The organism is Pradoshia sp. Z3_51, assembly GCF_058215915.1.
In genome coordinates this window covers 154215-169814 of record NZ_JBZAJC010000002.1, presented here as the reverse complement: position 1 = coordinate 169814, position 15600 = coordinate 154215, and the positions used below count along the sequence as shown (strand labels likewise).

The window sequence follows — 15600 nt, the reverse complement described above, 5'->3', positions numbered from 1 at the left end:
GTTGTAAAAAGAAAATAACCACTTTAACAATTCTTATTAAAATCAAAATCCATCTTATCAAATATACCATGTAAAAAAATAATATGTGAATAGGCGAATCATAAGTTTTAATCAAACAGTCATATTTTCTCATATGTAGTGAATTACAGTCAATTAGTGTCCGTTTAAGTATTTCGCAATTCTTTGGGGCAAGGTAAGATAACATAAAAAAAACGAGCATTATTGCCCGTCCTTTAAGCTACTTTTTTCTTATTGGTTAATTTTTTTGTAATATAGCTGATCACGAAAGGTGCAGCTGCTGCAATAACTCTTTTTAAGATTTTACTTTTCAAGATAATCACCATCCTTATACTTACCTTACCCGTATTCGGTGGAAGATAATCACAAGATTTACGCAAGTTTACCTTATTTGAATAAAAGAGGCTATCAGAAAAGTGAATAATTTCACAAGCTTATTGATTAATTATAGAAGTCATAGTAGTTTATTTAGTAGACGTTTTTTCAGCATAGGAGGAATTTAACATCATGGAAGAACAAGGATTACAGTATTTAGTTGCCCTTGCAAAGAAAAAGAAAAGGCTGTTAGACCATTTTCCTCTTCATTATTTCTTAAGAGCGATGATGGCAGGAATATTTGTAGGGTTTGTAATCATTACCTGCTTTAGAACAGGAGAATATTTCAGGGTAGCCGACTCACCTTTTGCATACCTATTCCCGGCACTTTTCTTTGGTATCGCATTAATACTCATTATTTACGGTGGGGCAGAGCTATTTACCGGTAATACCGCTTATTTCACTGTCGCTTATATGCGTAATGAGGTAACTCTCAGAGATTTAGGCCGAAACTGGGGCGCTTGTTATCTTGGCAATGCTGTTGGGGCAATCTTCTTTGCCATTTTATTTTACCTTACAGGCATATTCAGCCACATTCCAAACGAGCATTTAATGCACGAAATTGTTTCTTATAAAATGCATGGATCTGTTTCAGCTTTATTCTTTAAAGGAATCCTTTGTAACTGGCTTGTTTGTTTAGCTTGTTACTTGCCTAGCCAAGTAAAAGGTGACGGAGCTAAAATGGCAATGATGATTGCAGTTGTATTTTTATTCTTCTCATCAGGCTTTGAACATAGCATTGCAAACTTATCATTATTCTCAATTGCATTAGTATCACCACATCCTGATACCATTACAATCGGAAATGCCATCTACAATTTGATTCCTGTTACTTTGGGTAATATTGTCGGTGGAGCAATATTTGTAGGAATGTTATATCAGTTCTTAAGTAAATCAAGCACAAAGCTTCAATTACAGGACAACATGAATAAAATCTCTGAAATCACTGAGAAAGAAAATACAAAATAATAAAGTGAACCAAGAAAAAGAAGACCAATTCATAAAGTTTGAATTGGTCTTCTTTTAATTTCAGCTCATGACGGCCTCTTTATGAATGTGAATCAATTGATACTCCTCATGCGACAATGTTTCCTCCAACAAATCCAATAAATGATAATGATGAGTGAAAAAGATAACTTGAGTTTTTTTCGATAATTCTTTTAAGATAGATAACGTAATTTTTGAACGTTCATTATCAAAGTGAACAAGAATATCATCGACAATAAATGGAATAGGTTCATTTTCCTCACAATATTTTTCTATGCTTGCAACTCTTAAGGATAAATACAATTGATCTTTTGTTCCATCACTCATCGCGTCTATTCCAATTTTCTCGTTATTTCTTAAACCCAGTAGTACTTCTTCATCCTTTTCATTATAATCAACAGTCAATCCTTCAAAGGAGTTCAGTGTTAATTTTGCAAACAGTTTTGATGCTTTTGTTAAAATCGGATTTTGATTTTCGGAACGGAAATATTCTATTCCCTTCTGTAATACAAATGTAGCTAATTTTTTTTGGACATATTGATCGGTCAATTCTGCGAGCTCAGCCAGGATACTTTCTCTTTCTTCTGCGGCCTGAACAGCTGCATATGAATTTCCCTTAATCTTTTCTTCATATTCTTTTCTGCATACACCAAAGATTTGGTTCTGTTCCGTTCTTTTCTCTTCCAAATCTGCAAGCTCTGCCTTTAATTCTGCCATTTCACTTTCCATAAAATCTAAATCAAGCTTGTCTATTTCATCCTTCATTTCTTGAATCGATAAGCCATTGCCAATCTCAAGTAACACCTTCTCCAGATTGATCAGTTCTGCAGACAGCTTTTGCTTTTGTCGATATTTATCTTCAATAATTTGCATTTCCTCGATGGTCTTTACACTTGCTGTCTGTAACAATTCATCAAGACGATTAAGCGCCATCTCTTTCTTATCCTTCGCTAACCGATATTCTTTTTTCCGTTTATCCAATTGTCCTTGCCATTCGAGTTGATTTTGCTTACACTTTTTCTGCTCCTGCAACTGATTCGTTAAATCATAGATAAAGGATTGGATATTTATTGGTTCAGGTAACTGTAACGTGTTAGCTACAATTCTGATATGATCTACATAATCCTGTACAAATAACATGCCAGCTTTTGCTTTGCTATTGATATCTGCCCATTCATCATACGTAGTAGTCAATTCATTGTACTTATCAAGCCTTTCCATTGTGTAATCAATCGGAGCCTGACTTTCAACTTGCAAGGGTTTAGTAGCATCCTCCCATGCTTCTCTCCAATTGACTAATTCACTTTGCTTGCTCGCCAGCTCCTGCTCGATTTGTTTAAGATCAGCAGCCTTGCTCTTCCACTCTTTTTCCAATGAATTCTTCTCATTGAAACGCTCTGTTGCTAAATGGACTACTCTATTTGCTTCTCTTATTAAGTCTGTGAGTGTCCATTCTGACACTTGAGTATCTAGATCATCGATTACTTCTGACAGGGCAAGGTATAAACGGCTTTTGATAGCCAATCGTTTTTCTGTCAGCTCATCCCAAAGTTTCTGTTTCTTTTTATATTCGCCTTGATTCTGCTTAATAACCGTGTATTTTCTTACCCATTCTTTCATTTCAGTTGGCGATAATGGCTCAATACCGAACGGCTGCCATAGCTCATTCCACTGTTGAAAAAACAGATTCATCTCATCTTTAAGGAACTGCAGCTGTGTCTCTGCAGCTGCAATTTTGGTTTCAGATCTCTTTATATCCTGCAACGACTTATTCTTCATGCCCACCTTTGCAGATTCTTTCCACATAGTATCTGAAAGTTCATCCGTTGTTTTTAAATCATGCTCAAATTTTTCTTCTACCTCTTGCTGACTGCAGTATTCCTTAATTGCTTCACGATCAATGTCTTCACCTTTAAGTTTATTCTTAATTAAGCTCCAACCATGGTCGCGAATCTGACGGGTTCTCTCTAAATCATCTTCTGTAGGAATAACAGACAAGGCTTCTAATTCAGCAATCGATTTCTCCGCTTCCAAAATAATCGTTTTTTCAACCTTAATACTGCGCTCTAAATTTGTTTTATCTTCATTAAATCTTTCAAGTTGCCCGATGTACTGATTAATAGTTTCTTCTAAAATGGAAATGTAAAAGGAATCAAACTCCTCTACCGAACCATCCCATAGTGGTAAATAGTTTAGCTCTTCCATTGATTTGTCTTTAAGATCCTTCATTTCCTCTGATAAAACATCTATGGTTTTTTCAATATTTCCTTCTATCTGGGCATGGTCAAGCACAAGTTTAAGCTTGGCAATATTCTTTACTTCTCCAAAACCTTCCAATTCCGCACGCTTTAAAGCAACAGTTTCCTTTAGACTTTCATGTCGTTTATTTATTTCTTTTATCGTTTCATGTAAAATCCCATATTGCTTATAAAGCATACGGATTTTTTCTTTGCGAGAAATGGCAATTCTAAAATCCTCAATATTGACACTATCTACCCTACTATAGCCCAGCTTAAGGAGAATATCGTTCATCCGATTGAGTGCCTGCTCAGCCTTTGCCTCATTTACATGTAAGTCTTTATTCTCTTTCTCGTATGCACCAACTTGGCTGAAAAGAGATTGAATCCTAGACTCACATGTTAAAAGTTTTTCATCGATATCCAGTTTGGCTAACTTCTCTTCAAGCGCCATTATTTCTGTATTGGATATTTTGGCATTTTCATCAGCATGTTTTAATTCATTTAATACATTTTCTCTTTGTAAATTAAAATCGTTGGGTAAATCCGGAACTTCAGTGAAGCTCTTTTGTTGCTCTATTAATCTGTCTCTTTCAATAAGAATAGGAGCAGCTTGGTTTAACTTCGATAATTTTTTTAGAGTTGCGTCTACCTGGAGGTAATGCTCTCTTAATTCATCCAGCTGTTTCTTACCATGAAGATAATCATCCTCCAGCTGCATCCATTGTCTGGCGAGCATTTGCGAATCATTAAGTCGGCGAGTTAACTCTTTTTCTTTCTTTAATAATTCGTTTATTTTTGGTTTTGAACCACCTGATTTATATAATTCTTTACTTGCCGAATCAAATTCCTGCATAATTTTCTTTACTGTATTTATCCCTGAAGCTGCAGCAAATAAGCTCTCTCCGACGCTTCCATTTGACTCAAGCAAAGCTTCTCCGCCTTCTCGCAAAGTTTCATGATTGAGTGCAAACATATTTCGGAATGTTTCCTCTGACAGCACATTTATATACGGTAATAAAACATTATCTGGTAATGCTTCTCCCGCCTCATTAAGAATGGTCTTTGACTTTCCTTTCCTTCGTATGAAGGACAGAGTATTACCCGATGAATTGGATAGGCGGGCCTTTATACGTAAATTGGAATTGGGATGTAAAAATGAATCCTTAGAATTATGCGGAATGCCATACAAGAGTTGAGTAATAGAACGCAGCATAGTACTCTTTCCAGCTTCATTATTTCCATACACTACGTGTAAAGATTGATTTGGCTGAAAGTTAACCGGGTAATCAGTAAAATGACCAAACGCAGTCAGATTTAACTCTTCAAAACGCATGCCTTATTTACCTCCTTCCATTTGTAACTCAAGGCTCACCAGTTGTTTAACTTCCTCCAGTTTTTCTTCCAGCATGGCAACTGAATCAGGAATAACCATATTCTCTCCTCTTTTTAAATCGGTCGGTAATACGTTAGTAATCGCAGAAAACTCTTTTCTTACATCTTCGAGCAATTCATCCATATCACTTTTCTCAAGCCAGTTAAAAATGGAGGTCACTGGGTTATTTTCATCAGAGAAATGATTGGACTCTAACGGTGGAGCCGTTTTATTCTTTATTTTCTCTATCCATATTTGCCCATGTCCAACGGCAAAAGCTGCAGATCTAATGTCATTTAATACTTTTTCTTTATTTTTCATAAGCTCCTGATATAAAGAAGTATTGCCACTGACGACTACTCTGGCTGCGAGCATTCTACCATCTGCAGTATCTAGGTAATTTTCCAGCTGCTCTTCGATTTTCTGGAGAAATTGATCGTAATCACCAAGGGGGGTCGCATCTATCTCAATGATCTCCCAGCGTAATACATCCAGTGATATATGATTTAATTCCTGTATCTGACCATCGCTAACTTTAATCAAGGAACATCCTTTTGGACCTGTCTCTTTGCTGTGCCGGCTTTGAATATTGCCTGGAAAGAGAATGACTGGGTTTTTCTCACATAAAAACTCCCGTTTATGAATATGCCCAAGAGCCCAATAGTCATATTCTTTCCCCTTCATGTCCTCTATGGAACAGGGGGCATAATTCTCATGTCCTTCCCGGCCTACTGCCGATGTATGCAAAATCCCAATATTGAAATATCCATCTTCCTTTTGCGGATAGCTTTTAGCAAGATTATCTGTTACAGCACGTGTTGAAAATCCTTGACCATGTAGGGCCACTCCAAGTTCATCTATAAACATACTTTTGCATTTTTTATCATCAAAAATATAAACATTATCAGGAAGTTTTATTTCTTTAGTAATGATACTTGCTGCATCATGATTCCCTTTAATCATATAAACAGGGATTTGATGCATTTTTAGCCTTGCCATTTCGTTTGCAAAAAAGAGACCTGTATTGTAATCCTTCCAATCCCCATCATATAAATCACCTGCAATAATGATGAAATGCACTTTTTCTTTAATAGCAAAATCAATCATATTTTTAAATGCATCTCTGGTAGCACTGCGCAACTTTTCGACTGGTGCTCCTTCATATCTTGATAAACCTTTTAATGGACTATCTAAATGGATATCAGCAGCATGGATAAATGTAAAGTTCACAAAGTCTCCCCCTTTCCTCATCCTCATAATCATAGAATAGCATAAAATGGTATACACTAGAGCCCTGAACCTAACACTCCCAAATATTCACAGCTATATACAACACCTACCAAAAAGAACAAATGTTCTTATTTTTATTATATAAAATCCATTTGTATTTGTCTCTACTATTTCTATGTAAAAATCAGGATATTCCTTGAAACCTTTGATATAGTTAATCGTAGATACATATATGATAAATAAAAGGAGAGGTAAATAAATGAATTCATATACGGAAACCAATAAATATCACATTCCAGCCGTTATCAGAACTTTCGCTTTATCATTAGCTATTTCTTTAATTGGCTTTATTGTAGGTAATTTTGTTCCTCCATCCTTGTTCTTGCCACTGATGATTATAGAATTCGGTATGCTTATTGCGGCGTTTTTTGTGAGAAGAAGGAAAATTCTCTCATATAGTTTCTTATATGCGTTTACTTTTATATCAGGCATCACCTTATATCCTGTAATCGCAAACTATTTAGTAACAATAGGACCGCAGCCCATTATCATGAGCTTGGCTGCTACAGTAGTTGTATTTGGCGGACTCTCTCTCTACGCCGCGACAACAAAGCGGGATTTAACATTTTTAAGCGGATTTCTGTTAGCCGCATTGCTCGCAATCCTGGTTATTGGGATTTTCAATATTTTTTCACCTTTATCTTCTACTGCCATGCTTGTCTATTCATTTATAGGTATACTCGTATTCAGCGGATACGTATTATATGATGTGAACCGTATGAAACAGTACGGAGTACCTGAAGATGAAATCCCATTGGCTGCACTCAATTTATATCTTGATTTTGTTAACCTGTTCCTTTTTATCCTTAGATTTATTGGTATTTTATCTTCGGATGATTAGGCAAAAAAGAACTGTGAATAACCTTCACAGTTCTTTTGTATATATATTCCAATCCATTTATGATAAGCATTTAAAAACACTTAATGTACATAATTTCTCATCCTGTGTGGCAAAGTAATTGCATAGAACTGCTTAGAGAGATGAGGGAATTAAATGAGTTCACAAACGGATACCGATAAAATTAGTTTTTGGTGTTTGGCCAGTATAGCAGCAGTGCCACTAATAATGACATTAGGTAATTCAATGCTTATCCCTGTTCTACCTATTTTAGAAAAGAGAGTTGGAATCTCCTCTTTCCAATCCAGTTTGATTATTACAAGCTATTCAATCGCCTCCATCCTTTTAATACCGATTGCAGGATATTTATCCGACCGTTTTGGGAGGAAAATGATCTTACTGCCTAGTTTAGTTTTAGCTTTTATCGGCGGGCTAGTATCAGGCTTTGCCTCTTGGAAAATGGAAAATCCATTTATGGTCATTATAATAGGACGGATCATTCAAGGAATAGGATCATCTGGTGCTTTTCCAATCATATTACCCTTAGTTGGCGATCTTTTTAAAGACGATGATAAAGCAAGCTCTGTTCTGGGAATTGTGGAAACATCCAATACCTTTGGAAAAGTTTTAAGTCCCGTACTTGGAGCTGCATTAGCCATTTCTCTATGGTTTCTTCCTTTCTTTGCTATCTCTTTTTTAAGTTTAGTCACATTTTTTATGATTCTTTTTTGTATAAAGTTGCCAAAGAAAACAGAAGAACCTCCTACACTAAAAGAATTTTTAAAGGATACCAAAAAAATATTTAAGAAGGATGGGTCATGGTTATACAGTGTATTCCTGACAGGGGCATTCGTCATGTTAATATTGTTTGCCATCCAGTTTTATTTATCTTCCATACTTGAATCCAAGTATGATATTCATCAAATTAAAAAGGGACTTGTGCTTGCTGTTCCCCTATTTTTCTTGTGTGTTGCTTCATTTATCACCGGAAAAAAAATAAAAGATAATATTAAATTAATGAAAATCCTAATTCTGGCTTCTATCATTGTTAGCGCGATTGCCATCACCTTTACAACTTATTTCGATAATATCTATATATTAATCGGAGTATTATCGATTTTTGGTGCCGGCCTTGGGACGATTTTACCGTCACTGGATGCAATTATTACTGAAAACATCGATAAAAAACAAAGAGGAACAATCACATCTTTTTACAGCTCGGCACGATTTTTTGGTGTAGCAGCAGGTCCTCCACTCATGTCTTATTTTATGAAGCATAATCAATCTTATCTTTTTTATAGCTTTGGTGCTATTTCATTGATTTTATTCTTTATTGTTCTCAAATTTATAAAGAGTGATGAAAAAGCAGCTACCTAAAAAACATGTCCCACGCCTATATAGGCAACTGGGACATGTTTTTTAATGTTAAAATTATATCGGAAATTATCTTCATAAAAGGAGTGATTTGCTTTGTCACAATCAGGATGTTTAAATGTGGAAGCCTTGATGCCAGCCAAAAAGAAGTTTCTATGACAGGAACCGGTCTGTCAAAAATGTTTGATATTCAAAATAATCAATTTCTCGTAGTTTAATGCAATCATTGTGGCTATTCGGAGTTTTATAATAAAAAGTCCTCTGCTAGCAGCAATGTTTTAGACATTTTCTTTAGAGGATGATCATCCCTCCCTTCTCCTCCGTCTTACTTATGGCAGTAATCCATACCTTCCTCAAAATTAGATAACTCAATCCTCCATTTATAAGATAAAAACTCAATTAATCCTCTTAGGATAAATTTCCTGTTTTTTATTCATTACACGTTAAAAACGGTTACCTTCTTTTGTACAGGGAATGAACATAATAAGGATTTCCAAAGCCTTAATTACCAGTCAAGGAGGAATTATATGCAAAATACCAAGATGAAAGCAATAGTAATAGAAGAGTATGGCGGACAGAATGCTTTAAAAGAAAAAGTAGTTGAAAAGCCGCCTCTATTAGATAATCAGGTCTTAATCGAAGTAAAAGCTGCATCCGTCAATCCAATTGATTGGAAATTAAGAGAAGGCCATCTTGCTGATCAATATGCATTCGAATTCCCTATTATATTAGGCTTGGACGTTGCAGGAATTGTTAAAGAGGTTGGTAAACACGTCGTTGATTTTACAAATGGAGACAGGGTTTTTGCACGTCTCGATACAACTCGTTATGGAGCCTATGCTGAATACACAGCTGTTGATGAATTACTAATTGCGAAAATCCCTGATAATTTATCTTTTAAGGAGGCTGCATCCGTCCCATTGGCTGGAATGACGGCATATCAGTGTTTATTTGATGCATTGGAAATTATGGAAGGACAGAAAATTCTTATTCATGGTGGTGCAGGAGGTGTTGGTTCGTACGCAATCCAATTAGCTAAACTTAAAGGAGCCTATGTAGCCACCACAGCCAGCAAAAAAAACCATGGATTTCTAAAGGAATTAGGAGCCGATCTATGCATTGACTACCATACCGAAAATATAGAAGATAAATTGACAAAATACGATGCTGTTTTAGATACAATTGGGACATCCGTTCAAACTGCCAGCATGAAAATCCTACGTCGAGGCGGCAGATTGGTATCCATTGTAGACCCGCCAAACGAACAATTAGCCAATCGTTATGGCATTACGGAAGAATTTGTATGGTTAAACCCAAATGGTAACCAGCTAAAAGAATTGGCTAAGCTTCTTAGCGAGGGAAGATTGAAACCAGTAGTTGGTGAAACCTTCCCTTTAAATGAAAAAGGTGTTAAAAATGCACACGAATTAAGTGAATCCTCTCATGCGAGAGGAAAAATAATCTTAGTAGTTGATTAATATTTAGTTATTTCTTGGGAAATGATAAATAAAGCAGGCAGAGGAGTCACGTGTACGTACCTTTGCCTGTCTTTTTCATTGGCTCAATTGCATGTAAAAAGAGGCCGCTGTAAGTCATTAAATAACCTACGAACAGCCCCTTCCCTAATTTATGCTTGACCTAAAAGAGGTCATACCACTATTTTATAGTATCTAAACCCGTATTAGATTTAACCAAAATTTCATCGAACTTCGCTTCATCTTCCTTCTTACGAGATAATAATGTCCCTACAAATCCAGCCAGAAACCCTAGCGGAATGGATACCAGACCAGGTGTTGACAAAGGAAATAAAGGGTCACCAACCAGTATCGCCGCTCCAGCTTCCGGATTAAACACGTTAGGGCTGACTAAAACAAGTCCAACTGAAGTGATTAAACCTACTACCATTGCACTGATAGCACCAGTAGTGTTAAATTTCTTCCAGTAGATTGTATAAATAATTACAGGTAAATTTGCACTGGCAGCCACGGCAAAGGCTAATGATACAAGAAAGGCGACATTTAAATTTTGTGCTACTAAAGCCAAAAGAATCGATAAGACGGAAACACCAACAGATGCATATCTTGCCATCTTAACCTGCTCTTTTTCAGTTGCCTTTCCTTTTCTCAATATTTCATTATAAAAATCATGGGCAAACGCAGATGCCCCAGTTAATACAAGACCAGCAACAACGGCCAATATTGTCGCAAATGCAACTGCCGAGATAAAAGCAAACAATATATCCCCACCAATAGCCTTGGCTAGTAATGGTGCTGCCATATTCCCTGCTGCATTCGCGTTTACTATATCAGCATTACCCACAAAAGCTGCTGCTCCAAATCCAAGGAAAATGGTCATGACATAAAAAATCCCAATGATCCAGGTAGCATATACAACTGAGCTTCGCGCTGTTTTAGCATCCTTTACCGTAAAGAATCGTACAAGGATATGTGGCAAACCAGCGGTTCCAAGAACAAGTCCCATTGTTAGCGATAATGTATCTAGGCCATCAGTGTATTTTACCCCCGGATTCAGGAACGCCTCCTTTAATGGAGTAGCTGTACTCATCTGTTCAAACATACTTGCAATATTAAAATTAAATTTGGCAAAAACGATGAATGAAATGATAAAGGTCCCTGCCATCAGTAATACAGCTTTGACAATTTGAACCCAGCTAGTAGCATGCATGCCACCAAAAATAACGTATATGGTCATGAGAGCTCCAACAATTAAAACGGAGGTGGCATATTCTAAGCCCAGCAATAATTTAATCAGTGCTCCTGCCCCTACCAACTGAGCAATCATATAAAATATAGAAATAGACATCGTATTAAAAGCAGCTACACCACGTATTTTTTTTGCATCAAACCTTGCTGCCAGCATGTCTGCCAATGTATATTTGCCCAGATTTCTAAGTGGCTCAGCCACCAAATAAAGTACAACCAAGTAAGCGACCAAAAAACCTATACTATAAAAGAAGCCATCAAAACCTGTTAAAGCGACTGCACCGGCTATTCCCAAAAACGAAGCTGCAGACATATAATCACCCGCTATTGCTAAGCCATTTTGCCAACCGGTCAGACCACCTCCTGCTGTGTAAAACTCACTCGCATTGTTTGTTCTTTTAGAAGCCCAATAAGTAATGAGCAAAGTAACAAATACAATAGCGAGAAACATAAAAAAAGCCGTATAATTCATCTACTGTTTACCCCCTATTTTCAACACCTTATCACTTAAGCGGTCAAATCTGGTTGCTCTTTTAGAATAGATCATACATAACGTCCACGTCATAATAAACTGTGCAAATGCAAATACCCACGCCCAAGTGATATGTCCATAGAAAGAATTATTCAGCACCGATGAATAGGATGTCATTATGGGAAGTGCAAAATAAAAGATTAGGAAAAACAAGGTTAAGGGTATTATAAATTTTTTCTTTTCATTTAAAAGTTGTTGAAACTCTGGACTTTTTACAATAGCCGAATAATCCCTTTTCCCCTTTTGTTCCTCCTTGGATAACATTTTTTCTTCCATCTTAATCCCCTTTCTAATATTTAATTGAAACGCTTACAAAATATTCTAAATATTATAAACACTATTAGTATACTTCATTCAGAGCCTTTGGTAAATCAATATTTAGGCTTATTTTTATACAAGTTAAAATGAGGTTTGAATATGGGAGACCGTTTATTGAAAAAGGATTTACATACAGCAATTCCAGTCAACTAAACACTACAAAAAAGAGTTATTTAAGTAAGGATGTTGCTAATAGCATATAAAAAAGAGATAGCTTTTTGCTATCTCAGTGGTTGAAAGAAGTATTTACCTTTTATCCAGATGATTCTTTAGAATTTTATAAATGAGAATACCAGCTAAAATCCCCACCAATGAAAAAATAATCCCTTTAAGGATGTCTTGTGGTTCATTTAAGTCTTGTTTAAATTCATATTCTTCTCTTCTATCTGCTTTCACATATTGACCATCGGATTCTTGTACGACTAACGCTTCCTCTGTACTAACCTCTTTAATAGTAAAGTATTTAGTACCTTTCGGATAAGCATTAGAAAAATTACCCGATTGCGGTTCCATATCCGAATACTTTGTTACTTGTCCAATTTCATCCCCAATTTCGGTCACAGATTCTTCACTTACCTCATAGACATACCCGCCCCAAACCACAAACGGATATAACCATTTAGTTGCCATTGCTTTTGCTGGTAAAAATGAAGTAAGTAAAACAAATAAGACTGTAATCAAAAGCAGATATTGTTTTTTCAACTACATTCCCCCTTTTTCGGGATTATCACTCATTATTCAAGTTTCATTGGTAGTATTGTCGAACTAGCCTACCACAATCTTTAGTTAATTATCATCATTTTTATAATACTACAAAATGGAAATTCTTTTTTTCAAGAGCAACAAAAAAAGAGGCCATTGGCCTCCTTTAAAATCAATTTATATAATTCGTAGGATTTATAGCATTGGCTTTACTTTGTGTCCAAGGTCCTTTATGAAGCTCAAAGTGTAAATGCTGGCCTGTTGAACGTCCAGTATTCCCCATCAAACCGATCTGTTGACCCTTGCTGACAGTTTGTCCAGTACTTACTCTCATACTATTGTCTCTCATATGCGCATACACAGTTGTGTATTGTTGTCCATTAATATAGTGAGTGATAAATACTACATTACCATAACTGGAAGATTTGTAAGCTCTAGATACAACACCGCTTGCAGCTGCCACGATTGGAACAGTACCAGATGTTGCAATATCAACTCCGCCATGTGATTTTCCCCATCTTGGACCATATCCAGAAGTATAATACCCTGCAGATGGTTTCATGAACATGCCAGATGAGCTGCTTGAAGCTGGTGCACTGTATGTTGGTTCACTGACTTTTGGTGCACTAGATTTTTTAACAGATGAACTTCCTGTAGATGCACTAGAAGAGGATTCACTCTTTTTAGCTTCCTCTGCTCTTTGTGCTGCAAGTTCAGCCTGACGTTTTTTTTCTGCAGCCGCCTCAGCCGCTTTTTGTCTGGCAACTATAGCCTGACGTTCTTTTTCCTGCGCAATCGCTTTGCTTAAAGCTGTTTCTTGGCCAGCTAAGATAGAAGATTCTTCTTCCATACTTAATTTATGCTCTTCCAAGTGTTTCTCTTCAAGTTTAAGCTTTTTCATTAGTTTATTTTTTTCTTGCTTCTGATTTTCTTGTTTTGCCTTCAAATCTGTTAATTCTTTTTTCATAGATTCTAAACTTTGAAGCTTAGTTTCTACTTCTTGCTTTTTCTTCTCTAAATCCTTTTTATCTTTTTCTTGTTCAGCGATTAGATCATTATCAGCTTCCATTATTGTAGATACGGCATTCACCCGTTCAACAAAGTCGCCAAAGCTGCTCGCTCCCACTACAACTTCCAGATAATTCATCTTACCGCCTGTAACCTGATAGGATCTAGCACGTTCTTTTAATAATTCTGTTCTTGCTTCAATCTTCTCTTCAAGTACTACGATATCTTTTCTTAATTGTTCAATATCCTTTTTTGTGTTATCAATTTTTGTATTTATCTTGTCAATTTTTGAATTCGTTTCAGTAATCTCTGATTCCAGCTTTTTAAGTTGTGCTGTTAAATCAGTTTGCTGATCTACTACATGACCGATAGATTCGTTTGTTTGATTAATATCTTGATTTACTTTCTCTTTTTCGCCTCTAATTTGATTCTCTTTTTTCTCTAATTCTGATAAGGATGCAGCCGTAGCATATCCTCCTGATAATAATGACCCTGCACCAACTGCTAAAGCAATGTTAAACGCAATAAATGACTTCTTCAAGCAATGATCCCCTTTCAATGTCTCACATGTTAGTTTGTATCTTGCTTCTCTCTATATAAGTGACTATTAAAATAAGCGACTATTAAAAATTCATATATATAATTGCCAATCAAACCAATGATTGGTACTGCCTTATTATATCAATCTGACAATTTTTTTCTACCATTCAAACATTACATTTATATTTCGCGGAATTTCGATCTTGTAATATATTTAATAAAGTCCATTTTTCTAGTAATTTCGACATACTTTTTGCTAATAAAACTACAATTCGCTATTAAAAATGAATCTTTTCACCCATAGAAATAAACCTGGTCTTTCAAAAGGAAAACAAAAGTTTATATTTTCTGAATTATTGGATAATAATAAAAAGCCTGTTTCTTTACAGAAACGGCTTCTAAAACAAGCTTATCTATTCAAAATAAATCAGGAAGTCTCTTTTTTCCTGCGTGGGGCTCTTTTTCTGGCTGGCTTTGTTGCTGGTTTTGTTTGGTCAATAGATGCCTGGAGTGCTGCCATAAGATCAACAACATTTGATGCTGTTTTCTTTCCAGCTGTAGGTGTGACCGTATCGGATTGTTTTTTCTGCTCAATCAATTCAAGTAAAGCTGTCCGGTATTCATCATGATATTTAGATGGATCAAATGTGGTAGTCAACTGATCGATTAATAAAATAGCTGTATCCAATTCCTTCTGTACAATTTCTTCAACAGCGGGGATATTGGGTACATCTGCAGCTTTTCTTACCTCATCAGGAAAATGAATGGTCTCCATTAGTAAAGTATTTTCTAAGATTCTGACCACAGCGAGCGACTCCTTTGCACGGATCGTAATTTTCGCCAGCCCAACTTTTCCTGATTCCTCCAACGCCTTCCTCAACAGGGAATAAGCTTTTGTACCGCCCTCATTTGGTGACATATAATAACTCTTATCAAAATAAATAGGATCGATTTCATCTATTTTGATAAAATCGATAATTTCAACTGCCTTGTCCTCTTGCTCTTTCTTCAATTTTTCCAGTTCTTCATCATCGAGCACAACATATTTTCCTTTCACGTACTCATAGGCTTTAACAATATCCTCTTGGCTCACCTCTTCTCCGCAAACTGAACATACTTTCGAATATTTGATAGGCGCATGGCATTTATTATGTAAGGTGCGCAGGGATATATCTTTATTCTCCGTTGCCGCATGAAGCTTTATTGGTATACTGACAAGACCAAAACTAATGGTTCCCTTCCAAATTGTATGCATAAATACACCTTCCTTTTTTTGTATATTA

General features: G+C 36.1%; 11 protein-coding genes and 1 pseudogene. 5 read left to right on the top strand and 7 right to left on the bottom strand.

What is annotated here, in order from left to right; genetic code table 11:
- The first annotated feature begins 525 nt into the window (after positions 1–525).
- Positions 526–1362 carry a formate/nitrite transporter family protein gene (locus AC4BHA_RS04420; protein WP_066100989.1) on the top strand — a complete coding sequence of 279 codons (837 nt, stop codon included), beginning with the start codon at positions 526–528 and terminating at the stop codon, positions 1360–1362.
- 60 nt (positions 1363–1422) lie between these two features.
- On the opposite strand, the gene AC4BHA_RS04415 is transcribed toward AC4BHA_RS04420, so the two are convergent.
- Positions 1423–4953 (bottom strand): AAA family ATPase, encoded by a 3531-nt coding sequence (locus AC4BHA_RS04415; protein WP_490558222.1) that lies wholly within the window; start codon positions 4951–4953, stop codon positions 1423–1425.
- A 3-nt stretch (positions 4954–4956) separates the two neighbouring features.
- Positions 4957–6222, bottom strand: coding sequence for a metallophosphoesterase family protein (locus AC4BHA_RS04410; protein WP_066100993.1), 1266 nt, complete (start codon positions 6220–6222; stop codon positions 4957–4959).
- 259 nt (positions 6223–6481) lie between these two features.
- Here AC4BHA_RS04410 and AC4BHA_RS04405 point away from each other — a divergent pair, with 259 nt between their 5' ends.
- From AC4BHA_RS04405 to AC4BHA_RS04390, 4 genes and pseudogenes are all read left to right on the top strand, one after another.
- Positions 6482–7123, top strand: coding sequence for a Bax inhibitor-1/YccA family protein (locus tag AC4BHA_RS04405; protein ID WP_066100995.1), 642 nt, complete (start codon positions 6482–6484; stop codon positions 7121–7123).
- A 153-nt stretch (positions 7124–7276) separates the two neighbouring features.
- Positions 7277–8497, top strand: coding sequence for an MFS transporter (locus tag AC4BHA_RS04400; protein WP_066100997.1), 1221 nt, complete (start codon positions 7277–7279; stop codon positions 8495–8497).
- A gap of 93 nt (positions 8498–8590) precedes the next feature.
- A pseudogene (locus tag AC4BHA_RS04395) lies at positions 8591–8796 on the top strand (zinc ribbon domain-containing protein).
- A gap of 225 nt (positions 8797–9021) precedes the next feature.
- Positions 9022–9972: an NADP-dependent oxidoreductase gene (locus tag AC4BHA_RS04390; protein WP_306821536.1), complete on the top strand. Its 951-nt coding sequence runs from the start codon at positions 9022–9024 to the stop codon at positions 9970–9972.
- A gap of 178 nt (positions 9973–10150) precedes the next feature.
- Here the strand turns inward: AC4BHA_RS04390 and AC4BHA_RS04385 are convergent, their stop codons facing one another.
- The 5 genes from AC4BHA_RS04385 to ku all read right to left on the bottom strand — a co-directional run bounded on the left by AC4BHA_RS04385 (position 10151) and on the right by ku (position 15572).
- On the bottom strand, positions 10151–11689 hold the full coding sequence (locus AC4BHA_RS04385) for a solute symporter family protein (RefSeq protein ID WP_139891326.1): 1539 nt from the start codon (positions 11687–11689) through the stop codon (positions 10151–10153).
- Positions 11690–12025: a DUF485 domain-containing protein gene (locus AC4BHA_RS04380; RefSeq protein WP_066101009.1), complete on the bottom strand. Its 336-nt coding sequence runs from the start codon at positions 12023–12025 to the stop codon at positions 11690–11692.
- A 288-nt stretch (positions 12026–12313) separates the two neighbouring features.
- A complete protein-coding gene (locus AC4BHA_RS04375; RefSeq protein ID WP_139891327.1) occupies positions 12314–12769 on the bottom strand; it encodes a hypothetical protein in 456 nt (151 codons plus the stop codon).
- A gap of 172 nt (positions 12770–12941) precedes the next feature.
- On the bottom strand, positions 12942–14318 hold the full coding sequence (locus AC4BHA_RS04370) for a murein hydrolase activator EnvC family protein (RefSeq protein ID WP_139891328.1): 1377 nt from the start codon (positions 14316–14318) through the stop codon (positions 12942–12944).
- Between the two features lie 426 nt (positions 14319–14744).
- The gene (gene ku, locus AC4BHA_RS04365) at positions 14745–15572 is read right to left on the bottom strand and encodes a non-homologous end joining protein Ku (protein WP_490558221.1); all 828 of its coding nucleotides are present in this window, start codon (positions 15570–15572) and stop codon (positions 14745–14747) included.
- Positions 15573–15600 lie beyond the last annotated feature (28 nt).